21 protein-coding genes are annotated in these 22422 nt (G+C 71.2%); 15 read left to right on the forward strand and 6 right to left on the reverse strand.

Annotated features, from left to right (window positions below; translation table 11 throughout):
• Nucleotides 1–169: 169 nt before the first annotated feature.
• On the reverse strand, nucleotides 170–907 hold the full coding sequence (locus tag ACIA5G_RS38090; protein ID WP_395932310.1) for a GntR family transcriptional regulator: 738 nt from the start codon (nucleotides 905–907) through the stop codon (nucleotides 170–172).
• 259 nt (nucleotides 908–1166) lie between these two features.
• Between ACIA5G_RS38090 and ACIA5G_RS38095 the strand changes: the two genes are divergently transcribed.
• Genes ACIA5G_RS38095 through ACIA5G_RS38110 form a run of 4 tightly spaced genes read left to right on the forward strand, consistent with a single transcriptional unit; the run spans nucleotide 1167 to nucleotide 6723 of the window.
• Nucleotides 1167–2162: a 2-dehydropantoate 2-reductase gene (locus ACIA5G_RS38095; protein ID WP_395932311.1), complete on the forward strand. Its 996-nt coding sequence runs from the start codon at nucleotides 1167–1169 to the stop codon at nucleotides 2160–2162.
• Between the two features lie 15 nt (nucleotides 2163–2177).
• Nucleotides 2178–4103 (forward strand): molybdopterin oxidoreductase family protein, encoded by a 1926-nt coding sequence (locus ACIA5G_RS38100; RefSeq protein ID WP_395932312.1) that lies wholly within the window; start codon nucleotides 2178–2180, stop codon nucleotides 4101–4103.
• A 2-nt stretch (nucleotides 4104–4105) separates the two neighbouring features.
• Nucleotides 4106–5866, forward strand: coding sequence for an NAD(P)H-dependent oxidoreductase subunit E (locus tag ACIA5G_RS38105; protein ID WP_395932313.1), 1761 nt, complete (start codon nucleotides 4106–4108; stop codon nucleotides 5864–5866).
• Complete coding sequence (locus tag ACIA5G_RS38110) at nucleotides 5863–6723, forward strand: 2Fe-2S iron-sulfur cluster-binding protein (protein ID WP_395932315.1); 861 nt, start codon at nucleotides 5863–5865, stop codon at nucleotides 6721–6723. Before ACIA5G_RS38105 ends, ACIA5G_RS38110 begins: the two co-directional genes overlap by 4 nt.
• 1 nt (nucleotide 6724) lies before the next feature.
• Here ACIA5G_RS38110 and ACIA5G_RS38115 read toward each other — a convergent pair whose 3' ends face one another.
• From ACIA5G_RS38115 to ACIA5G_RS38135, 5 genes are all read right to left on the reverse strand, one after another.
• Nucleotides 6725–7393: a response regulator gene (locus ACIA5G_RS38115; protein ID WP_395932317.1), complete on the reverse strand. Its 669-nt coding sequence runs from the start codon at nucleotides 7391–7393 to the stop codon at nucleotides 6725–6727.
• On the reverse strand, nucleotides 7390–8586 hold the full coding sequence (locus tag ACIA5G_RS38120; protein WP_395932319.1) for a sensor histidine kinase: 1197 nt from the start codon (nucleotides 8584–8586) through the stop codon (nucleotides 7390–7392). Before ACIA5G_RS38120 ends, ACIA5G_RS38115 begins: the two co-directional genes overlap by 4 nt.
• Before the next feature lie 40 nt (nucleotides 8587–8626).
• Nucleotides 8627–9424, reverse strand: a complete 798-nt coding sequence (locus ACIA5G_RS38125; RefSeq protein ID WP_395932321.1) for an ABC transporter permease — start codon at nucleotides 9422–9424, stop codon at nucleotides 8627–8629.
• Nucleotides 9421–10344 (reverse strand): ABC transporter ATP-binding protein, encoded by a 924-nt coding sequence (locus ACIA5G_RS38130; protein WP_395932323.1) that lies wholly within the window; start codon nucleotides 10342–10344, stop codon nucleotides 9421–9423. The genes ACIA5G_RS38125 and ACIA5G_RS38130 overlap by 4 nt, the downstream gene beginning before the upstream one ends.
• A gap of 129 nt (nucleotides 10345–10473) precedes the next feature.
• Nucleotides 10474–10764 carry a barstar family protein gene (locus tag ACIA5G_RS38135; protein ID WP_395932325.1) on the reverse strand — a complete coding sequence of 97 codons (291 nt, stop codon included), beginning with the start codon at nucleotides 10762–10764 and terminating at the stop codon, nucleotides 10474–10476.
• 133 nt (nucleotides 10765–10897) lie between these two features.
• Here ACIA5G_RS38135 and ACIA5G_RS38140 point away from each other — a divergent pair, with 133 nt between their 5' ends.
• From ACIA5G_RS38140 to ACIA5G_RS38190, 11 genes are all read left to right on the forward strand, one after another.
• The gene (locus tag ACIA5G_RS38140) at nucleotides 10898–11716 is read left to right on the forward strand and encodes a hydroxypyruvate isomerase family protein (protein ID WP_395932327.1); all 819 of its coding nucleotides are present in this window, start codon (nucleotides 10898–10900) and stop codon (nucleotides 11714–11716) included.
• The gene (locus tag ACIA5G_RS38145; protein WP_395932329.1) at nucleotides 11713–12600 is read left to right on the forward strand and encodes a 2-hydroxy-3-oxopropionate reductase; all 888 of its coding nucleotides are present in this window, start codon (nucleotides 11713–11715) and stop codon (nucleotides 12598–12600) included. Before ACIA5G_RS38140 ends, ACIA5G_RS38145 begins: the two co-directional genes overlap by 4 nt.
• A gap of 1 nt (nucleotide 12601) precedes the next feature.
• Nucleotides 12602–14290 (forward strand): glyoxylate carboligase, encoded by a 1689-nt coding sequence (gene gcl, locus ACIA5G_RS38150; protein ID WP_395932331.1) that lies wholly within the window; start codon nucleotides 12602–12604, stop codon nucleotides 14288–14290.
• Nucleotides 14291–14485: 195 nt separating this feature from the next.
• Complete coding sequence (locus tag ACIA5G_RS38155) at nucleotides 14486–15355, forward strand: FAD binding domain-containing protein (RefSeq protein WP_395932333.1); 870 nt, start codon at nucleotides 14486–14488, stop codon at nucleotides 15353–15355.
• Nucleotides 15346–15816 (forward strand): (2Fe-2S)-binding protein, encoded by a 471-nt coding sequence (locus tag ACIA5G_RS38160; RefSeq protein WP_395932335.1) that lies wholly within the window; start codon nucleotides 15346–15348, stop codon nucleotides 15814–15816. Before ACIA5G_RS38155 ends, ACIA5G_RS38160 begins: the two co-directional genes overlap by 10 nt.
• Complete coding sequence (pucD, locus tag ACIA5G_RS38165) at nucleotides 15813–18116, forward strand: xanthine dehydrogenase subunit D (RefSeq protein ID WP_395932337.1); 2304 nt, start codon at nucleotides 15813–15815, stop codon at nucleotides 18114–18116. Before ACIA5G_RS38160 ends, pucD begins: the two co-directional genes overlap by 4 nt.
• Before the next feature lies 1 nt (nucleotide 18117).
• The gene (locus ACIA5G_RS38170; protein WP_395932339.1) at nucleotides 18118–18600 is read left to right on the forward strand and encodes a nucleoside deaminase; all 483 of its coding nucleotides are present in this window, start codon (nucleotides 18118–18120) and stop codon (nucleotides 18598–18600) included.
• A 125-nt stretch (nucleotides 18601–18725) separates the two neighbouring features.
• Complete coding sequence (locus ACIA5G_RS38175; protein ID WP_395932341.1) at nucleotides 18726–20177, forward strand: NCS2 family permease; 1452 nt, start codon at nucleotides 18726–18728, stop codon at nucleotides 20175–20177.
• An 8-nt stretch (nucleotides 20178–20185) separates the two neighbouring features.
• The gene (locus ACIA5G_RS38180) at nucleotides 20186–20563 is read left to right on the forward strand and encodes a gamma-glutamylcyclotransferase (RefSeq protein WP_395932343.1); all 378 of its coding nucleotides are present in this window, start codon (nucleotides 20186–20188) and stop codon (nucleotides 20561–20563) included.
• Nucleotides 20560–21654, forward strand: a complete 1095-nt coding sequence (locus ACIA5G_RS38185) for a glycerate kinase (RefSeq protein WP_395932346.1) — start codon at nucleotides 20560–20562, stop codon at nucleotides 21652–21654. Before ACIA5G_RS38180 ends, ACIA5G_RS38185 begins: the two co-directional genes overlap by 4 nt.
• A 34-nt stretch (nucleotides 21655–21688) precedes the next feature.
• On the forward strand, nucleotides 21689–22384 hold the full coding sequence (locus ACIA5G_RS38190) for a TetR/AcrR family transcriptional regulator (protein WP_395932348.1): 696 nt from the start codon (nucleotides 21689–21691) through the stop codon (nucleotides 22382–22384).
• Nucleotides 22385–22422 lie beyond the last annotated feature (38 nt).

Here is a 22422-nt window from a genome sequence, read left to right on the forward strand (position 1 = left end):
GCGGCGTCCGCCCTCGGGGGGTGACGCGCCCGCCGGGCCGGGGGGGTGAGGCTGTCCCTGCCCCCCCCGGCCCGGCCGCGCCACCAGCGCCCCCAACCCGCGGGGGGGCCGCGGCCATCGGCCACGGCCGACGGCTGATCCGGTTACCCGCTCCCCGGTCCTGCCCAAATCAGGATCGGGGAGCCTCCGGACGTTCGAGGTAGGCCTGGCGGGTCCGTTCGGTGTGCTTGGCCATGATCTTCTCGGCCAGCTCCGCGTCCTCCATGGCGATCGCGGTGATCAGTTCCTCGTGCTCGTGCCAGGCGTCCTGTCCGCGGGGCCGGGCGATCGGCGTGTAGTACCAGCGGACGCGCCGGTCGACCAGCCCGATCAGTTCCGCGAGAACGGCGTTCCCGGAAAGCTCGGTGATGAACGCGTGGAGGGCGGCGTTGGCCTTCACCAGGCCTTCGGTGTCTTCGGTCTCCAGCGCCTTGACACCGACCTTCTGCAGGTCCCAGAGCCGCTTGACGTCCTCCGGGGTGGCCCGGCCGGCGGCGAGCTTCGCGGAGTGCGTCTCCAGCACGCTGCGGACGCTCAGCAGCTGGTCGGCCTCCTCGTCGGTCGGCAGGTGCACAAAGGCGCCCTGGGCGGGCCGGAGGTCGACCCAGCCTTCGCTCTGCAGTCGCTGCAGGGCTTCGCGGACCGGCTGCCGGCTGACACCGAGGTACTCGGCCAGGTCGGCTTCGACCAGGTGCTGCCCGGGCTCGAGGGTGCGGTTGATGATCAGCTCGGCGAGGGCTTCGTAGACGACCTGGCGCAGCGGGGCCGGCCGTTCGACACGCTTGGCGGGGGTCGAGCCGAGCGCGCCCTTGGCCGTGCGGCGCCCGGTCGGGCCGCGGTCTTGGAGCGGGGAAGCGGGCTGGCTCACGGGACACCTCGATACGGAGAGGAAGAAGACGTGCTGCGCTCAGGATACAGGTTTTGGTATGCAAAATCCCAGATACTCACCCGCCCAGGCGTTTTCGCCCGATGTGGATCAACGATCTGCGAGTGATGTGACCGCTTGTGTCCGGTTTGTCGGGCTCGGCTCCGCCGGTCGGGCGGTCGCGGCCCCGAAGCCCTGGTCTTGGCTCCGGATCCAGGATACTGTATGCAATCACGTGCTGGACCGAAGTGGGAGGCACATCATGAAGGTGGCTGTTCTCGGGGCCGGGGCGATCGGCGCCTACGTCGGGGCCGCGTTGCACCGCGGCGGGACCGAGGTGCACCTGATCGCCCGCCGGGCCCACCTCGCCGCGATGCGCGAGCACGGCGTCCGCGTGCTCAGCCCGCGCGGCGACTTCACCGCACACCCGCACGTCACGGACGACCCGGCCGAAGTCGGCCCGGTCGACTCCGTCTTCCTCGGCCTGAAGGCCAACTCCTACGCCTCGTGCGGGCCCCTGCTCGCGCCGCTGCTCGGCCCGGACACCGCGATCGTGGCCGCGCAGAACGGCATTCCCTGGTGGTACTTCCACGGGCTGACCGGACACCCGCTCGAAGGGCGCCGCGTCGAGACCGTCGACCCGGGCGGCTCGGTGACGGCCGCGCTCGAACTGCGGCGCGCGATCGGCTGTGTCGTCTACTGCTCCACCGTGATCGAGGAACCCGGAGTGATCCGCCACCTGGAGGGCACCCGGTTCTCCCTGGGCGAGCCGGACGGCGAGATCTCGGCGCGCTGCAAGGTGCTCAGCGCCGCGATGATCGCCGGCGGGCTCAAGGCGCCGGTCGAACCCGACCTGCGCAACGACATCTGGGTCAAGCTGATGGGCAACGTCGCCTTCAACCCGCTCTCGGCGCTGACCCGGGCGACCATGGCGCAGATGTGCGAGCACGACGACACCCGCGCTCTCGTCGCCACCATGATGACCGAGACGCTGGCCATCGCCCGGGCGGCGGGCAGCGACCCGGGCGTCTCGGTGGAGAAGCGCATAGACGGCGCCTGGCGGGTCGGCCACCACAAGACGTCCATGCTGCAGGACCTCGAAGCGGGCAAGCCCCTCGAGATCGACGCCATCATCGGCGCGGTCGTCGAGCTCGCGCAGCTGACCGGCGTCCCGGCGCCGGCGCTCCGCCACGTGCACGCCGCCATCGGCCTGCTCGACCACACCAGCAGCACACCCGTCCCCGTCGGATCGCACTGAAAACCGGAGGTGCCCGTGAAGCGCAGGAAGACCGAGCCGTACGTGCGGCTCACCCAGCCACTGGTGCGCGACTCCGGTGTGCTGCGGCCGGCGACCTGGGAGGAAGCCCTCGACCGGGCCGCCGCCGGGATCCGCCGCACGCTCGAAACGAAGGGACCCGAGGCGTTCGGGATGTTCTCGTGCGCCCGCGCGACCAACGAGATGAACTTCGTCGCGCAGAAGTTCACCCGCGCGGTGATCGGCACGAACAACGTCGACTCGTGCAACCGCACCTGCCACGCGCCGAGCGTCGCCGGGCTGGCGCGGGTGTTCGACAGCGGCGGCGGGACGTCGTCCTACCAGGAGATCGAGGACTCCGACGTCATCGTGATCTGGGGCGGCAACCCGCGTGAGGCGCACCCGATCTTCTTCCACCACGTGCTCAAGGCGGTCCACAAGGGAGCGAAGCTCTTCGTCGTCGACCCGCGCCGGACCAGCACCGGGAGCTGGGCGCACCGGCAGCTGCAGCTCGAGGTCGGCACCGACATCCCGCTGGCCCACGCGATCGCCCGCGAGATCATCCACTCCGGACTGGCGAACACGAAGTTCATCGAGCGTGCCACCGAGGGCTTCGCCGAGTTCGCCGCGTCGGTCGAGCCGTGGACCCTGGAGGTCGCCGAGAAGACCACCGGCGTCCCGGCCGAGCTGATCAAGGAGCTCGCGCACGCCTACGCCCGCGCCGACCGCGGGCAGATGTCGTGGACGCTCGGCATCACCGAGCACCACAACGGCACCGACAACGTGCTGTCGCTGATCAACCTCGCGCTGCTGGCCGGGCAGGTCGGCCGGTACGGCGCCGGGCTGAACCCCCTGCGCGGGCAGAACAACGTCCAGGGCGGCGGCGACATGGGCGCCATCCCGGACCGGATGCCGGGCTTCCAGGACGTCCTCGACCCCGGCGTCCGCGCGAAGTTCGACACCGCGTGGGGCTCGTCGATCCCGCCGTTCAAGGGCCTCAACCTCACGCAGATGCTCGACGCGATGGAGCGCGGCGACCTCACCTGCGTGTACATCATCGGCGAGAACCCGGTGCAGTCCGAAGCGGACTGCGAGCACACGATCAAGCGGCTGTCCAATGTGGACCACCTGGTGGTGCAGGACATCTTCCTCACCAAGACCGCGCAGCTGGCCGACGTCGTGCTGCCGGCGTCGGCGGCCTGGTGCGAGAGCGACGGGACGTTCACCAACTCCGAACGGCGCGTGCAGCGTGTCCGCAAGGCCCTCGAACCGCCGGAAGGAGCCCGCGACGACATCGAGCTGCTGTCGGAGCTGGCCCGGCGGCTCGGCCACGACTGGCACTACACCGGCGGCGAAGAGGTCTGGGACGAGCTGCGCTCGCTGTCGCCGATGCACGCCGGGATGTCCTACTCGCGGCTCGAAGAGCTCGGCGGCATCCAGTGGCCGTGCTACTCCGAGGACACCCTCGAACCGACGTTCCTGCACGGCCGGCTGTGGGCCGAGGACCCGGCCGAGCGCGGCCGCCCGGCGCCGTTCACCGTGCTCGAGCACAGCCCGCCGGTCGACCTGCTCACCGAGGAGTTCCCGATCCGGCTCACCACCGGGCGGCGGCTCGACTCGTACAACACCGGCGTCCAGTCCGGCGGGTTCCCGTCGCCGATGCGCCAGGGTGAGACCCTCGACCTGTGCCCGGAGGACGCGCGCGCCCTCGGCGTCGCGCCGGACGAGCTGGTCCGGATCTCCTCCCGCCGGGGCGCGATCGTGGCGCCGGTCCGGCTCGACACCGGCCTGAAGCCGGGGCTGGCGTTCATGACCTTCCACTTCCCGGACGAGGTCGACGTCAACATCATCACCATCGAGGCGACCTGCCCGATCGCGGGAACCGCGGAGTACAAGGCATCGGCCATCCGCGTCGACAAGCTGCCCGCGGACGCGGTGGTGTGACGATGGACCTCAAGTTCCTGGACGCCGTCGCCACGCGGGAAGAGCGCGAGGCGGTCGCGGGGTTCGCCGGTGGCGGCCGTGACCAGCTGCTGCCCGCGTTGCACGCGGTCAACGACCGGGTCGGCTGGATCAGCCAGGGCGCGCTCAACCTCGTCTGCGAGACGCTGCACGTCCCGCCCGCCGACGCGTACGGCGTGGCGAGCTTCTACTCGCTGTTCGCCCTGGAGGAGCGGCCGGAACGGGTGGTGCACGTGTGCACCGACCTGGCCTGCCGGCTCAAGGGCTCGGACACCGTGTGCGACGTCCTCACCGAGCACGTCGGCGCCGCGGGGAAGGCGCGCGCCGGGGTCACGTGGTTGCACAGCCCGTGCCTCGGCGTCTGCGAACGAGCCCCCGCGGCGCTGACGTTCCAGGCCGGCGACCCGGCCAGCACCGAGCTGCTCGCGCCGGCGACCGGTGCGTCCGCCGTGCTGGCCGCGCAGCGGGAACCGTCCGCTTCGGACGGCACCGCGCCGGTGATCCATCAGCAGGAGGGGCTGCGGCTCCTGCATCGCGTCGGCGTCGTGGATCCGTCCAGTTTGGACGACTACCGGGCGACCGGCGGGTACGCCGCGCTGCGCAACGCCCTGCGCATGGGCGAGGCCGCGGTGATCCGCGAGGTCACCGACGCCGGGTTGCTCGGCCGGGGCGGCGCCGCGTTCCCGACCGGGCGCAAGTGGGCCGCCACGGCCGCGCAGCCCGCCGGGCCCCACTACCTGGTGTGCAACGCCGACGAGAGCGAGCCCGGCACGTTCAAGGACCGGGTGCTGATCGAGGGTGACCCGTACGCGCTGGTCGAGTCGATGACGATCGCGGCGTTCGCGATCGGGGCCCGCCGGGGTTACGTCTACCTGCGTGGCGAGTACCCGCGAGCCCTGCGGCTGCTGCGGAACGCGTTGGAGGTCTGCCGCGAACGCGGGTTCCTCGGGGTGGACATCATGGGCCACGAGGGATTCTCGTTCGACATCGAGATCCGGCGTGGTGCGGGCGCGTACATCTGCGGTGAGGAGACCGCGATCTTCAACTCGATCGAGGGCTTCCGCGGCGAACCCCGCACGAAGCCGCCGTTCCCGGTCGAGCAGGGGCTGTTCGGCAAGCCGACCGTCGTCAACAACGTCGAGACGCTGGTGAACGTGCCGCTGATCCTCACCGAGGGCGCGGCGGCGTACCGCGCGATCGGCACCGAGGCCTCGGCCGGGCCGAAGCTGTTCTGCCTGTCCGGCAACGTCGAACGGCCCGGGGTTTACGAAGTGCCGTTCGGCACGACCCTGCGGGAACTCCTCTCCTTGGCCGGGGGAGTGCCCGAAGGCCGCGAGATGCGGGCGATCCTGCTCGGCGGCGCGGCGGGCGGGTTCGTCCGGCCCGACGAGCTCGACCTGCCGCTGACGATGGAGGACGCGCGGGCGGCGAAGACGACGCTGGGGTCCGGGGTGGTCCTGGTGCTCGACGACCTCGCCGACCTCGGCGGCTTCCTGCTGCGGATCGCGTCGTTCTTCCGCGACGAGTCGTGCGGGCAGTGCGTCCCGTGCCGGATCGGGACGGTGCGGCAGGAGGAGGCGGTGGGCCGGATCGTCGCGGGCCGCCGCCTGTCGACCGGCGAAGGCGACCTCGCGATCCTGCGGGAGGTGGGCCAGGTGATGCGGGACTCGTCGATCTGCGGCCTGGGCCAGACCGCTTGGAACGCCATCGAATCGGCGGTCGACCGACTGGGAGCGCTGAAATGACCATTGTGGACATCGGGATCCCGCGGCGGCTGGTCGAGTTCACTGTGGACGGCGAGACCGTCCGGGTACCGGAGGGCGCGACGATCCTCGACGCGTGCACGGCGGCGGGGAAAGCCATTCCGACGTTGTGTTACGGCGACACCCTGGAACCGGCGAACGCCTGCCGCGTCTGCATGGTCGAGGTCGAAGGCTCGCGGACGCTGGTGCCATCGTGCTCGCGCAAGGCCGAGGCGGGCATGGTCGTGCACACCGACTCCGCGCGCACGCGAACCAGCCGCAAAGTCGTCCTCGAGCTGCTGGGCTCGGCGACGGACCTGTCGACCACCCCGGACGTCGCGGAGTGGATGGCGGAAAGCGGCGCGGACCCGGACCGCTTCGGCCCGGACGCGGCCACGGTGGCGCAACCGGTCCTGGTGGACAACGAGCTGTACGTCCGCGACTACGAGAAATGCATCCTCTGTTACAAGTGCGTCGACGCGTGCGGTGAGCAGTGGCAGAACTCGTTCGCCATCACCGTGGCCGGCCGTGGGTTCGACGCGCGGATCTCGACGGAATTCTCCAACCCACTGCCGGAGAGCGCCTGCGTGTACTGCGGCAACTGCGTCGAGGTCTGCCCGACCGGCGCGCTCAGCTTCAAGCGCGAGTACGACAAGCGCGAGGACGGCACCTGGGACGAGGACCGGCAGAAGCAGACGACCACGGTGTGCACGTTCTGCGGTGTCGGCTGCAACCTGACCCTGCACGTCCAGGACAACGAGATCGTCAAGGTGACTTCACCGCACGAAAGCTCGGTGACCCACGGGAACCTGTGCATCAAGGGCCGCTTCGGCTGGCAGCACGTCGAGAAGAAGGCCTAGGTCAGCGCGGCCGGACCAAGCCGGTTTCGTAGGCCAGGACCACGGCTTGGACCCGGTCGCGCAGCTCCAGCTTGCCGAGGATGCGCCCCACGTGCGTCTTCACGGTGGCTTCGGACAGCACCAGCTCACCCGCGATCTCCGCGTTGGACAGACCCGCGGCCACCTTCTCGAGCACCTCGAGTTCGCGTTCGGTGAGCCGGTGCAGGCCGCGGGCGGTCGGGGGACCGCCGTCCGGCGTGGGGTCGGGCAGCCGGTCGGCCACCGTGTCCAGCAGGCGGCGGGTGACGGTCGGCGCCACCACGGCGTCACCGCGGGCGACCGCGCGGATCGCCGTCAGCAGGTCGTCGGGTGGCACGTTCTTCAGCAGGAACCCGCTGGCTCCCGCCTTCAGCCCGGGGAAGGCGTATTCGTCGACGTCGAACGTGGTCAGGATGAGCACCCGCGAGCGAGGCGAGCCGCGCACGATCTCGCGGGTCGCGGTGATGCCGTCCACGCCGGGCATCCGCACGTCCATCAGCACGACGTCGGGGTCGAGCTCGGCGGTGCGGGTGACGGCCGCGGCGCCGTCGGCGGCCTCGCCGATCACGGTCAGGTCCGGCTGGGACTCCAGGACCAGCCGGAACCCCAGGCGCAGCAACGGTTCGTCGTCGACGAGCAGGATGGTGATCACGCGCCGCCCCCGAACGTCCCCAGCACCCGCCAGCCGCCGCCGGCCCGTGGTCCGGCTTCGACGTCACCGCCGGCGACGCCGGCCCGTTCCCGCATCCCGCTGAGCCCGTGCCCGCCGCTGGTGACGGGGACCGGAGCCGGGCGTCCGTCGTCGAGCACCTCCAGCGTCACCGATGGCTCGTCGTAGGTGAGGTGGAGCTTCGCCGACGTCGGGGCGACGGCGTGCTTGAGGATGTTGGTGAGCGCCTCCTGGGCGACGCGGTAGATCGCCAGCTCGACAGTCGGCGGCAGCGGGAACCGACGGCCGGTCACCGTCCACGACGCGGGCAGCCCGGTCGCCCGGACCTGGTTGACCAGTTCGTCGAGGGCGGCGACACCGGGCTGCGGCGCGCGCGGGCTGTCGTCGCCGTTGCTCCGCAGCACGGTGAGCAGGCGGTGCATTTCGTCCAGCGCCTGCCGTCCCGTCGCCGAGACGTGCTTCGCGGCCGCCTCCGCCTGGGCGCCGTCGGTACGGGCGGCGAACGCGGCGCCGTCGGCGAGCGCGATCATGACCGAGAGGTTGTGCGCGATGATGTCGTGCATCTCGCGGGCGATGCGAGCCCGTTCCCGCGCGGCCGCGATCTGGCTCTCCTGGTCGCGTTCCCGCTCGGCCCGCACCGCCCGGTCGTGCAGGGACGCCAAGTACGCCCGGCGGGTCCGCACGGTGACCCCGAGGGCGAAGGCCGCGGTGACGATCGCGGTGCTGAACACCAGCCCGGCGACGACCATCGCCCACCCCGTGCTCCCGCTGATCCCGCCCGCGGTGAGGGCGAGGACCGTCACGACCGCCGCCGGGACGCGGTGCCGGTCGCGGTGCGCGGCGACGGTGTACCCGGCGACCAGCACGGCGACCGTGGTCGGTGGGAACTGCGGCCCGGAGAGGTCCTGCGCCACCCCGATCGCGGTGGTGGCGGCCAGGACCATCAGGGGGAACCGCCGCCGCACGGCCAGCACCCCGAGCAGCAGGACCGCGATGACGACGAGCCAGGGCCCGCCGGGCTCCGCGCCTTGGACGCCGACCACCAGCGCCAGGCCGAGCAGGGAGCAGGCCAGCAAGAGGTCGGCGGGCGCCGGGTGCCGCCGCGCCCACGCGCGCAGCGGCCCGGTGCCCGGCCACGCGGAGCGGAACCCGGGGTCGAGGGAGGCGTCGGTCACCCGCCCATCATCTCCTCCCGGCGGCCGTGGAGGGACGGTTTCAGGCATCCCGCCGCTTCAGCACAACGGCGGCCACGACGAGCGCGACGACGACGTAACCGCAGAACCACGCAAAACCGGTCCAGGGCGCCAGGCTGAGCGCCGACGGCCGCACCGTGATCAGCGCCTGCCCGGCGTTGCTGGGCAGGTACGGCACGACGTGCGGGATCCAGCTCTCCGGGAGCACACCGGCCAGGCCCGGCACGATCATGACCAGGAAGACGAGCGCCGCGATGGCGCCGGCGGTGTGCCGGACCAGCCAGCCGAGCGCGATGCCGAGCAGCCCGATGCCGGTCAGGTAGAGCCCGGCCCCGGCGACCGCGCGGAAGACGCCGGGTTCGGCCAGGCTCGTCTCGATGTCTTGGGAGGACAGGAAAGCCTGGCCGCCGAGGAAGGCCGCGAACGCGGCGACCTCGCCCACGACGAACGTGACCGCCGCGAACACGGCCGCCTTCGCCTCGAGCACCGGTGTGCGGGTGGGGACGGCGGAGAACGTCGAGCGGATCTGCCCGGTGGTGTACTCGCCGGAGACCACGAGCACGCCCAGCACCCCGAACGCCAGCTGGACCAGGACGTAACCCTGGATGCTCAGGGCCGTCGGTTCGAGGCGGGCGCGGCTCTGCGCGGTCATCACCGGCCAGCGGTCCGCGTTGAGCGCACAGGTGAGCCAGCCGAGGCCGATCATGCCGACGAGGGCGGTGGTGACGGTGATCGGTGTGGACTGCAGCGAGCGGAACTTCACCCATTCCGAGGCCATCACCCGCGGGAAGGTGACACCGGCCGGGGTCGCGGTTGTCATGCGGGGTGTCCTTCGGTTTCGTGGACGCGGTACTCCAGCGCGTCGTCGGTGAGCTCCATGAACGCCTCTTCGAGCGACGCCTCGACGGGCGCGAGCTCCTCGAGCGGGATGTGGTGGCGGCAGGCGAGCAGGCCGACCTCGGCGCTGCCGACGCCGTGCACCTCCAGGAGCCCGGGCGCGGTGCTGGTGACGTCGATCCCGGGACCGGTGAGCAGCTCGCGCAGTTCGGCCGCGCGAGGCGTGCGGACCCGGACGACGTCGGCCGAGGCGCGGCTGATGAACTCGCGCACCGAGGTCTCGGCGATGACCCGGCCGCGCCCGATCACCACGAGGTGGTCGGCGGTCAGCGCCATCTCGCTCATCAGGTGCGAGGAAACGAACACGGTGCGCCCTTCGGCGGCGAGCCGGCGCAGCAGCGTGCGGATCCACAGGATGCCTTGCGGGTCCAGGCCGTTGACCGGTTCGTCGAGGATCAGCGTGGCCGGGTCGCCGAGCAGGGCCGCGGCCATGCCGAGCCGTTGTCCCATGCCGAGTGAGAACCCGCCCGCCCGCTGGTGCGCGACGCCGGTCAGGCCGACCAGGTCGAGCACCTCCTCGACGCGCCGGCGCGGAATCCCCGTGGTGAGCGCCAGCGCGAGCAGGTGGTGGTAGGCCGACCGTCCCGGGTGGATCGCCTTGGCTTCGAGCAGCGCGCCCACTTCCCGCAGTGGCGCCGGATGGTGGGCGTACGCCTTGCCGTTGACCGTCACCGAGCCGGACGTGGGCGCGTCGAGGCCCATGATCATCCGGATCGTGGTGGACTTCCCGGCCCCGTTGGGCCCGAGGAACCCGGTCACCGCACCGGGAACGACGGTGAACGTCGCCCCGTCCACCGCGGTCCGCCCGCCGTAGCGCTTGGACACCGCACGTGCCTCGATCATCTGACTCCCTTCGTCGCGGCCGAAGGTAGGCCGGGACGAGGGCCGGATCGACCGGCTGAAGGGCGATCTTGACGCGCCGCCGGTGCGACTCACGGCGTAGGCGCTACGCCGGAGGTCGTAGGCGAATGATCAGGCGAAGCGGACGGTGAACCGGTTCTCCGCCGGGTGCTCGGCGTCGCCGGCCATGACGTCCGTCATCAGCTTGGCGATCGTCGCGAACAGTTCCGCGCCGAGGTGCTCCTCGCTGACCGCGGCATCCGCCCAGACCAGCTCGACCGGCCGTTCGACGTCCCGGTACAGCCGGTCCCAGAGCGCGTTGAGGTTCCGGCCGTAATACGGCCCGAAGTCGAGGGGGCCGGCCAGCTGGTCGTGGAGGTCCGCCTCCGACCGGATGGCCTTCCCGTCGATGACGACGCGCACGGTCTTGTCCTTTCGGCAGCCGGGGAGGGCAGCGCCAGGTTATCGGGGCAGCGGACCGTTGACCGCGGCGACGCCCAGCAGCTATTCTCGATATGCGAAAGAAAAATTCCGGATAGTGAAATTTGAGGTCGCGATGCCAGAAGAGGGGCACACCCTGCCGTACGTCGCCAACCTGTCGATCCTGTTCAAGGAGGTACCGCTGCTCGAGCGGGCGGGGGCGGCGCGCGCGGCAGGCTTCACCGATGTCGAGTACTGGTGGCCGTTCGAGGTCGCGGTGCCGGCGCAGGACGAGGTCGACGGCTTCGTGCGCAGCGTCGAGCAGGCCGGGGTCCGGCTGTGCGGGCTGAACTTCTACGCCGGCGACATGGCGGCGGGGGAGCGGGGCCTGGTCTCGTGGATCGGCCGCGAAGCCGAGTTCGCCGACAGCCTGGTCGTCGCGCTCGGCATCGCCGAACGCACCGGTTGCCGCAGCTTCAACGCGCTCTACGGCAACCGGCTCGACGGCGAGGACCCCGCCAAGCAGGACGACCTGGCGCTGGTGCACCTCGCGACGGCCGCCGAGGCCGCGGCGAAGATTGGCGCGCAGCTGGTCCTCGAACCGCTCTCCGGCGCCGACCGCTACCCGCTCAAGACCGCCGCGGACGCCGTGGCCGTGCTCGACGACCTCGGGCGCGACAACGTGCGGCTGCTGGCCGACCTTTACCACCTGGCAGTCAACGGCGACGACCTGGAAGCCCTGGCGACCACGTACATCTCCCGGATCGGGCACGTGCAGATCGCCGACGCACCCGGGCGCCACCAGCCCGGCACCGGGACCGTCGACCTCGACGGTCACCTCCTCAAGCTGCAGAACGCGGGCTACGACGGGTTCGTCGGGATCGAGTACGTCCCGGAACCCGACACCCTCGCCTCGCTGGACTGGCTGCCGATCACCCGAAGGGGACGAGCATGAAACTGGGATTCATCGGACTGGGCGTGATGGGCGCCCCGATGGCCGCGCACCTGGTCGCGGCCGGGCACGACGTGAGCGGCTTCGACGTCACCACCGCCGCGGGGGAGAAGCTGCAGGCCGCCGGTGGGCGTGCCGCGGCGGACGTCGCCGACGCGGTGGCCGGGGCGGCAGTCGTGATCACGATGCTGCCGAACCACCCGCAGGTCGAGGCCGTCGTGCTGGCCCCGGGTGGCGTGCTGGAGAGTGCGGAACCGGGCACGCTGCTGATCGACATGAGCACCATCCGGCCCGAGACGTCGATCGCGGTCGCGGAAGCCGCGCGGGACAAGAAGATCCGTGTCCTCGACGCTCCGGTGTCCGGCGGGCAGGCCGGCGCCGAACAGGCGTCACTGTCCATCATGGTCGGCGGCGACGCGCCCGACTTCGACGCCGCGAAGCCGGTGTTCGACGCGGTCGGCAAGACCATCGTGCACGTCGGCCCGCACGGCGCCGGCCAGGTGGTGAAGGCCGCGAACCAGCTCGTCGTGGGCGGCATCTACGGCCTCGTCTCCGAGGCGATCGTGCTGCTGGAAGCGTCCGGTGTGGACGCTGCCACGGGCCTCGACGTGCTCGCCGGGGGACTGGCCGGCAGCCGGATCCTCGAGCTTAAGCGCAAGTCCATGGTCGACCGCCAGTTCGCGCCCGGGTTCCGGATCGACCTGCACCACAAGGACATGGGGATCGCGCTGGCCGCCGCCCGGCAGGCCGACGTCGCGCTCCCGCTCACCGGGCTCGTCGCCCAGCTCGTCGCCGCCGGCCGCGCCATGGGCCACGGCTCCCTGGACCACTCGGCCTTGCTGAAGGTCGTCGAACAGTTGTCGGGCCGCGTCCCGGCGGAGGTGTGACATGCCCAGGATCCCCGCCATGCAAGCGGTCGTCGACGTCTTGGAGAGCGAAGGCGTCGACACCGTCTTCGGCTGCCCCGGCGCCGCGATCCTCCCGCTGTATAACGCCCTACAAGGCCGGGCGATCGAGCACCTGATCGTCCGCCACGAAGAGGGCGCAACGCACATGGCCGACGGCTGGGCGCGGACGAACGGGAGCGTCGGCGTCGCGATCGGCACGTCCGGCCCGGCCGGGACGAACATGATCACCGGGCTCTACACCGCGCACGCGGACTCGATCCCGATGATCTGCATCACCGGCCAGGCGGCGACGAACAAGCTGCACCAGGAAGCCTTCCAAGCCGTCGACATCGTCGAGATCGCCAAGCCGGTGACGAAGTGGGCGGTGCAGGTCAAGGAGGCCGCGCAGCTGCCGTGGATCTTCCGTGAGGCGTTCCGGATCGCCCGGTCCGGCCGCCCCGGCCCGGTGCTCATCGACCTGCCGATCGACGTCCAGAAGCAGGACATCGAGTGGGACTCTTCGATCGACTCGCCGCTGCCGGTGACTGCGGTGAAGCCCGCGTCGGCCCGCGTCGAGCGGGCCCTCGACATGCTCCTGGCCGCGGAGCGCCCGCTGATCCTGGCCGGTGGCGGGGTCGTCCTGGGCGAGGCGAGCGAGCAGCTGCGCGCCGCGGCCGAGCGCTTGGACGTGCCGGTCCAGGTCACCCTGATGGGCAAAGGCAGCTTCCCCGAGGACCACGAGCTGTTCGCCGGGATGGCCGGCATCCAGACGTCGCAGCGCTGGGCCAACGCCGCCTTCCTGGAGGCTGACCTGGTGCTGGCGCTGGGCGCGCGGTTCGGCGACCGGCACACCGGTGAGCTGTCGGTGTACCGGGGTGACCGGAAGTTCATCCACGTCGACATCGAACCCACCCAGCTGGGCAAGGTGTTCGGTCCCGACCTCGGGATCGTCTCGGACACGCGCGAGTTCCTCGACGCGCTGCTGGCCGCTTTGGAGAAGCGCTCGCCGGAGCCGCGTCGTGAGTGGGTGGGCCGGATCGCGGAGCTGAAGGAAGCGCTTCCCCGGCGTGACGACTTCGACGCCCTGCCGATCAAGGCGCCGCGGGTCTTCAAGGAGATCAACGAAACCTTCGGTGAGGACACCTACTTCGTCACCGCGATCGGGCTCTACCAGATCTGGTCGGGCCAGTTCCAGAAGGCGCACAAGCCGCGTCATTACCAGGTGTGCGGCCAGGCCGGCCCGCTCGGCTGGGAGATCCCGGCCGCGATCGGGGTGAAGAAGGCGCGTCCGGAGGCCGAAGTCGTCGGCGTGGTCGGCGACTACTCGTTCCAGTTCCTGGTCGAGGAGCTGGCGGTGGCCGCCCAGTACAACGTCGGGTTCGTGCTGATCATGCTCAACAACGAGTACCTCGGCCTGATCCGCCAGGCCGAGACCGGGTACGACATGAACTTCGAGGTCGACATCCACTACGACTCGAACGGCACGGACAACGTCAAGATCATGGAGGCCTACGGCTGCTCGGGCACCCGCGTGCACGAGCCGGCGGAGATCCGGACGTCCCTCGAATGGGCCCGCAAGGAGGCCGAGCGCACCAGCCGCCCGGTCCTGGTGGAGATCATGATCGAACGTGAGGGCAACGCCGCCATGGGCGCCGCCCTCGACGCCGTCAAGGAGTTCGAGCCCGCGTAGGACCCCGCGTGACCACGGCCGCCGTGCGAGACCCTGACCTCGCACGGCGGCCTTTCCGCGCGTTGGATCAAGCGGTTGTCGGAAAGTACAAACCGGGGCCGTAAATTCACCCGTCTTTCAGGGGTTTTGCCGTGGTCGCGGCCACACCCCAGCGTGTGTACTTCTTCACGAAGCAGCCCCGAAAGGACGTCCACAGTGGAATTCCTCCGACCCGCCACGCTGGCCGACGCGCTCGCCGCGAAGGCCGCGACCCCCGGTGCGGTCCCGATCGCCGGCGGCACGGACGTGATGGTCGAGCTCAACTTCGACCACCGCCGCCCCGCTGCCCTGCTCGACCTCGGCCGCGTCGCCGAGCTGCACGAGCACGGCACCGACGGCGGCCGGATCCGGCTCGGCGCGGCCGTGCCCTACACCCGGATCATCACCGAGCTGGGCACGAAGCTGCCCGGCCTCGCGATGGCTTCGCGGACCGTCGGTTCCCCGCAGATCCGCAACCGCGGTTCCGTAGGGGGCAATCTCGGCGCAGCTTCGCCGGCGGGCGACTCGCACCCGGCGCTCCTGGCCGCCGACGCCGAGGTCGAGATCGCTTCGGTCCGCGGCACCCGGATCGTCGCCGCGAAGGACTTCTACGTCGGCGTCAAGCGCAACGTCCTGGAGCCTGACGAGCTGATCACGTCCGTGCTGCTGGCACCGGCCTCCGGGCCGCAGCAGTTCAGCAAGATCGGCACCCGCAACGCCATGGTCATCGCGGTCGCCGCCTTCGGGCTGGCGCTGCACCCCGAGCAGCGGCGCGTCGGCACCGGTGTCGGCTCGGCCGCGCCGACCCCCCGCCGGGCCCTCGAAGCCGAAGAGTTCCTGGCCGGCGAGCTGGACTGGGACGCTCCGAAGGCGCTCAACGACTCCGTGAAGCGCCGCTTCGGCGACCTGGTCGCGGGAGCCGCGTCGCCGATCGACGACGTCCGCGGCAGCGCGGCCTACCGGCGCCATGCCCTGGGGGTCATGGCGCGGCGGACGCTGACCTGGGCCTGGACCGAATACTGCGGAGGGAGCGCGAAGTGCGCGTGAACGTCACCGTCAACGGCGAACAGCGCCGGGCGGACAACGTCTGGGAAGGCGAAAGCCTGCTCTACGTGCTGCGCGAGCGGCTCGGCCTGCCGGGCTCCAAGAACGCCTGTGAGCAGGGCGAATGCGGCTCGTGCACGGTCTACGTCGACGGCGTCCCGGCCTGCGCCTGCCTGGTCGCGGCCGGGCAGGCCGAGGGCCGCGACGTCGTCACGGTCGAAGGGCTCGCTTCCGGCGACGATCTCGACCCGGTGCAGGAGTCGTTCGTCGAGCAGGGCGCCGTCCAGTGCGGGTTCTGCACACCCGGCCTGCTGGTCGCCGCGCACGACCTGATCGAGCGCGTCCCCGAGCCCAGCGACGTCGAGATCCGCGAAGCCCTCGCCGGGAATCTCTGCCGCTGCACCGGGTACGAGAAGATCCTCGACGCCGTCCGCGACGCCGCCGCGAAGAAGGCCGTCCGATGAGCGCGCCCACCCGGTCCCCGCAGGAACTGCAGGACACGATCGCCGGCGGCATCGGCGAGAGCCCGCTGCGCCCGGACGGCACGCTCAAGGTCCGCGGCGAGTTCGCCTACTCCTCGGACCTGTGGCACGAGGACATGCTGTGGGGCGCCACCCTGCGCAGCCCGCACCCGCACGCCCGGATCGTCCGCCTCGACGTCTCCCGCGCGTTGGCCCAGCCTGGCGTGCACGCGGTGCTCACCCACGAGGACGTACCCGGCGAGAACGTCTACGGCCTCAAGTACCAGGACACCCCCGCGCTCGCCGCGGACCTGGTCCGCTACCAGGGTGAGCCGGTCGCGATCCTCGCCGCCGACCACCCGGAGATCGCCCGGCAGGCGCTCAAGGAGATTGTTGTCGAGTACGACGTGCTCGAGCCGATCACCGACCCCGAGCGCGCGGCGCACGACAACACCCTGCCGAAGCTGCACCCGGGCGGGAATCTGGTCCGCCACCAGCGGATCGTCAAGGGTGACCCGGCCGCGACCGCGGACGTCGTGGTGTCCGGCGTCTACGAGATCGGCATGCAGGACCAGGCGTTCCTCGGCCCGGAGTCCGGCCTCGCGGTCCCGGCCGAAGACGGCGGGGTTGACCTCTACCTGGCCACCCAGTGGCTGCACGTCGACCAGCGGCAGACGGCGAAGGCCCTCGGGCTCCCCTTGGAGAAGGTCCGGCTGACGCTCTCCGGTGTCGGCGGTGCGTTCGGCGGCCGCGAGGACCTGTCCATGCAGATCCACTCGTGCATGCTCGCGCTGCGCACCGGGCGCCCGGTGAAGATGAGCTACAACCGGCTGGAGTCGTTCTTCGGGCACGTGCACCGCCACCCGGCGAAGATGTACTACGAGCACGGCGCGACTCGCGACGGAAAGATCGTCTACGTTCGCGCCAAGATGTACTTCGACGGCGGCGCGTATGCCTCCAAGACCCCGGTCGTGGTCGGCAACGGCACCACACTCAGCGTCGGCCCGTACGACGTGCCGAACGCCCACATCGAGGGCTGGGGCGTCTACACCAACAACCCGACCTGCGGCGCCATGCGCGGCCTGGGCGCGGTGCAGCCGACCTACGCCTACGAGTCCCAGATGGACAAGCTCGCGGCCGCCCTGGACCTGGACCCGGCCGAACTGCGGATCCGCAACGCGCTCAGCGAAGGGTCCACCGTGGTCACCGGCCAGGTGGTCGACTTCCCGGCACCGGTGGCCGAGCTGGTCCAGCGCCTGCGTGACCTGCCGCTGCCACCTGAGCCCACCGGCGAACGCGACATCCGCGACCTGCCCGGCGGCGCGTCCAACACCACCCACGGCGAAGGTGTCGTCCGCGGTGTCGGTTACGGCGTCACGATCAAGAACATCTCGTACGCCGAAGGCCTCGACGACTATTCGACCGCCCGCGTCCGGCTGGAGGTGCTCGGCGGCGAGGCGGTGGCGATGGTCCACACCGCGGCGGCCGAGGTCGGCCAGGGGCTCGTCACGCTGCAGCAGCAGATCGCCCGCACCGAACTGGGCCTGACGCGGGTGAGCGTGCACCCGGCCGACACGAGCGTCGGCGACGCGGGCTCCAGCTCGGCGTCACGCCAGACCTACGTCACCGGCGGCGCGGTCCGCAACGCCTGCCGCGCGGTCGCCGACGCGGTGTACGCCCTGGCCGCGGTCCGGCTGGGACGCGCCGTCGAAGGCGCGACCCTGACCGGCGGCAAGATCGTCGCCGCCGACGGTGAAGTCGTCGCGGACGTGGCCGAACTGCTCGGCGACACCGCAATCGAGGAGACCCGCGAGTTCCACCACCGCAAGACCTACCCCCTCGACCCGGAAACCGGGCAGGGTGACGCCCACGTCCAGTACGGATTCTCCGCCCATCGCGCGGTGGTCGACGTCGACGTGGACCTCGGCCTGGTCAAGGTGGTGCAGCTCGACTGCGCCCAGGACGTCGGCAAGGCGATGAACCCGGACGCCGTTGTCGCCCAGATCCAGGGCGGCTCGGCGCAGGGCCTCGGCCTCGCCGTCATGGAGGAAATCCTGGTCCAGGACGGCAAGGTGCGGAACCCGTCGTTCACCGACTACCTGATCCCGACCATCCTCGACATGCCGTCGATGCACATCGACGTCCTCGAGCGGCCCGACCCGCACGCGCCCTACGGCGTCCGTGGTGTCGGCGAGCCGCCCACGATCTCCGCCACGCCGGCGATCGCCAACGCCATCCGCGCGGCCACCGGCCTCGAGCTGCCGCGCGTCCCCATCCGCCCCGAGCACATCACAGGAGTTTGAGATGACCACGTCGATTTCCGCCGAGACCGAATGGCTCGACGAAGCCGTCCGCATCGCGGAGACGAACGTCGCGAACGGCGGTGGCCCCTTCGGCGCGCTGATCGTGAAGGACGGCGAGATCGTCTCCACCGGCGTCAACCGCGTCACCGCGAACCTCGACCCGACCGCGCACGCCGAAGTTGTCGCCATCCGCGCGGCCTGCCAGGAACTGGGCACCTTCAAGCTGGACGGCTGTGTGCTCGTCTCCAGCTGCGAGCCGTGCCCGATGTGCTTGTCCTCGGCGCTGTGGGCGCGCGTCGACAAGGTCCTCTTCGCCGCCGACCGCGACGACGCGGCCAAGGCCGGCTTCGACGACCGCGCCTTCTACGAGCTCTTCGACCGTCCTCGCGACACCTGGACGGTCCCCGTCACGCGACTGTCCGCAAAGGACGGATTCGCGCCGTTCGCGGCCTGGCTCGACAAGAGCGACCGCACCGACTACTGACCTCACCGCTTACTGACCCACAAGGCCAGCTGACCGGAGCAAACCCCAAACGAACGTCCCGCTCGCCCAGGCACGGCGCTGTGCCTTGGCCTGGCCGAGCACACCCACCGGCAAGGGCAGGACGCATGACCCAGGTAGAGATCCACGAGCCCGAACTCGACGAAGTACCCGAACCACCGCACCGCCGATCCCTGCTCGACAGGCTGTTCGAGCTGCGGGCGCGGCAGAGCACGGTCGGCCGCGAGGTCCGCGGCGGCGTCACGACGTTCGTCGCGATGGCCTACATCGTGCTGCTCAACCCGCTCATCCTCGGCGCCTCCGCCGACATCACCGGCGCCCGGCTGTCGGCCGCGCAGGTGACCACGGCGACCGCGCTCGCCGCCGCGGTGATGACCATCCTCATGGGCGTCGTCGGCAACGCGCCCCTCGCGCTGGCCGCCGGCCTCGGCATCAACGGGATCGTCGCGTTCCAAATGGCGCCCTCGATGACCTGGGCGCAGGCGTTCGGCCTGGTCGTGCTGGAAGGCGTCTGCATCGTGCTGATGGCCGTCAGCGGCGTCCGCGAGCGGATCATGAACGCCATCCCGCGGCCGCTCAAGATGGCGATCACGGTGGGGATCGGGCTCTACATCGCCCTGGTCGGGCTGGTCAGCGCCGGGTTCGTGACCCGGATGCCGGACGCGGCGCAGACCACGGTCCCGGTGCGCCTCGGGGCGAGCGGCCACCTGCACGGCTGGCCGATCGTCGTGTTCTGCTTCGGGCTGCTGCTGATGATCGTGCTGATGGCCCGCAAGGTCCCGGGCGCGGTGCTGATCAGCATCGGCGTGGCGACGGTGTTCGCCGTCGTGCTGCACGAGGGGTTCGGGGTCGGCGGCTGGGGCCTCACCGCCCCGGCCCTGCCCGACCACGTCGTTGCGGCACCGGACTTCGGGCTCTTCGGCCACATCGACCTCTTCGGCGGGTTCGCCTCGGCGGGCGCACTCGCGGCCACGGTGTTCCTGTTCACGCTGGTGCTGTCCGGGTTCTTCGACGCCATGGGCACGATCACCAGCGTCTCGGACGAGGCCGGGCTGTCGAAGAACGGCAAGGTGCCCCGGATGGGCCGGATCCTGCTGGTCGACGGCGCGGGTGCGATCGCGGGCGGGGTCACCGGCTCGTCGCCGAACACGGTGTTCCTGGAGTCCGCGGCCGGTGTCGGCGAAGGTGCCCGGACGGGCTTGGCGAGCGTCGTCACCGGACTGCTGTTCGCCGGGACGCTGCTGTTCACGCCGTTGGCCGGGGTCGTCCCGGCGCAGGCCGCCGCACCCGCGCTGGTGGTCATCGGCGGCATGATGGTCGCGCAGTGCCGGAACATCCCCTGGAACGACCCGGACTACACGATCCCGGTGTTCCTGACCGCCGCGCTGATCCCGTTCACCTACTCGATCACCAACGGCGTCGGCGCCGGCCTGATCGCGTTTGTGCTGATCAAGATCGGCCGTGGCAAGTGGCGCGAAGCAGGCTGGCTGCTTTCCCTGCTGGCAATGGTGTTCGCGGTCTACTTCGCCGTCGACGGCGTCGAAGCCCTCTTCCGTTAGGAGTTCCCGTGGCCCTGATGTTCTTCAACGGCGGCGCCATGCGTGGCGAGCCCCTGCACCACCTGCTGGCCGGCGCGCCGTTCGTGACCAGCGCGAAGACCGCCCCGAAGTACCGCTTCTACGCCGTCGGCGAGCAGTGCCCGGCGCTGTACCCGGTGTCGCACGGCGGCGCGGCGGTGACCGGCGAGGTGTACGACGTCTCGCTGGACGACCTGCGGGACAAGGTACTGCCGTCCGAACCGCACGAGCTCGAACTGGGCGTGGTGGAGCTGGCCGACGGCAGTTCGGCGTTCGCGATGCTGCTGCGGCGGCCGTACACCTCACACGTCGCGTTGCGGGACATCACCGAGGTCGGCGACTGGCGGGCGTACAAGGCGAGCGTGTGAAGGTCCTCGTCGCACCGGACAAGTTCAAGGGGTCGCTGACCGCGGCCGAGGTGGCGTCGGCGGTGGCCCAGGGCCTCGCCGACGCCCACCCGGGGCTGGACGTCCAGACCCTGCCGGTGGCGGACGGCGGCGACGGCACGGTCGACGCCGCCGTCGCCGCCGGGTTCCGCCGCATCCGCGTCCCGGCGCGCGGCCCGACCGGGGCGCCGGTGACGGCGTCCTACGCGGTCCGCGGCGAGACGGCGGTGGTCGAGCTGGCCGAAGCGTCCGGACTGCACCGCCTGCCCGGCGCGCCTTCGCCGCTCGACGCGACCAGCGCAGGCACCGGCGACGTGATCGCGGCCGCGGTGGGCGCGGGATGCCGCCGGATCGTCCTCGGCGTCGGCGGCAGCGCCTGCACCGACGGCGGCGCCGGAATGCTCGCCGCACTGGGCGCCCGGCTCCTGGACACCGCCGGGCGGGACCTCCCACCCGGCGGCGCGGCGCTGTCCCGGCTCGCTTCGCTGGATCTGTCCGCACTGGACTTGTCCGAAGTGGACATCGAGCTGGCGAGCGACGTGGACAACCCGCTCCACGGCCCGAACGGAGCCGCGTTCGTCTACGGCCCACAGAAGGGCGCGTCCCCCGACGACGTCGAGGTGCTCGACACGGCGTTGCGGCACTGGGCGTCTCTCGCTGGTCCGGACTTCGCCGAACGGCCGGGCGCCGGAGCCGCCGGGGGAGTGGGCTTCGCCGCAATGGCCGTGCTCGGCGCCCGGATGCGGCCCGGCATCACACTCTTGCTGGAGCTGCTCGGGTTCGACGACGCACTGTCCGGAGCCGCGCTGGTCATCACCGGCGAGGGTTCCCTCGACCAGCAGACGCTCTCCGGCAAAGCCCCGGCCGGCGTCGCGCGGGCCGCGGCCTCGAAGGGCATCCCGTGCGTCGCAGTGTCCGGACGCTGTCAGCTGTCGTCTACAGAGCTGGCTTCGGCGGGACTCGCGGCCGCGTACGCACTGACGGATCTGGAGCCGGACCCAGCGCGTTGCATGGCCGAGGCGGCACCATTGCTCCGCCGCCTCGCGCACCGCGTCGCCGTCGACCACCTCTGACAGGTGCTACCGAAGTTTTGTTATCATTGGAACCATGGTGACGAAGACGGCGGCGGACACCCGGGAGCGGATCCTCGAAGCGGCAGCGGCCCTGCTGGTGGCCGAGGGCCGCGACGGCCTCTCGACCCGCGCGGTGAGCGCGGCGGCCGGCGTCCAGCCACCCGCCCTGTATCGCCTCTTCGGCGACAAGGACGGCCTGCTCGACGCGGTCGCAGCGTACGGGTTCGACGAGTACCTGACGAGCAAGCGAGCGCTGGGCTCGACCGGCGACGCGGTGGAGGACCTCCGGCGCGGCTGGGACCTCCACGTGGAGTTCGGACTGTCCCGCCCGGAGTTCTACGTGCTCATGTACGGCGACGCCCGCCCGGGCCGAACCTCGCCGGCCGCACGCGAGGCCGAGGCGATGCTGCGCACGATCATCACGCGGGTCGCCGAGGCCGGCCGCCTGCGTGTGAGCGCCGAACGAGCGGCACGCCTGGTGCACGCGACCGGCATGGGCGTGGTGCTGTCATTGATCGCGACTCCCGAGGGCGAGCGCGATCCGGAGTTGTCGGAGACGGCACGCGAGACGGTGTTGAGCCGAATCCTCACCGGCGCGGCCAAGCCCGAAGAGTCCGACTTGCCAGGCCGGGCGATCGCCCTACGCGCCGGACTCGACGGCGTAGCGGCGCTGACCAAGGCCGAGCGTGTCCTACTGGCGGAATGGCTGGACCGCATCGCCGACGCGTAGCAAGCCCGCCCCAACGACACCGGAACCCAGACCCCCCG

Origin of the sequence: Amycolatopsis sp. NPDC051758, assembly GCF_044453095.1 — a bacterium.
Taxonomy (GTDB): Bacteria; Actinomycetota; Actinomycetes; order Mycobacteriales; family Pseudonocardiaceae; genus Amycolatopsis.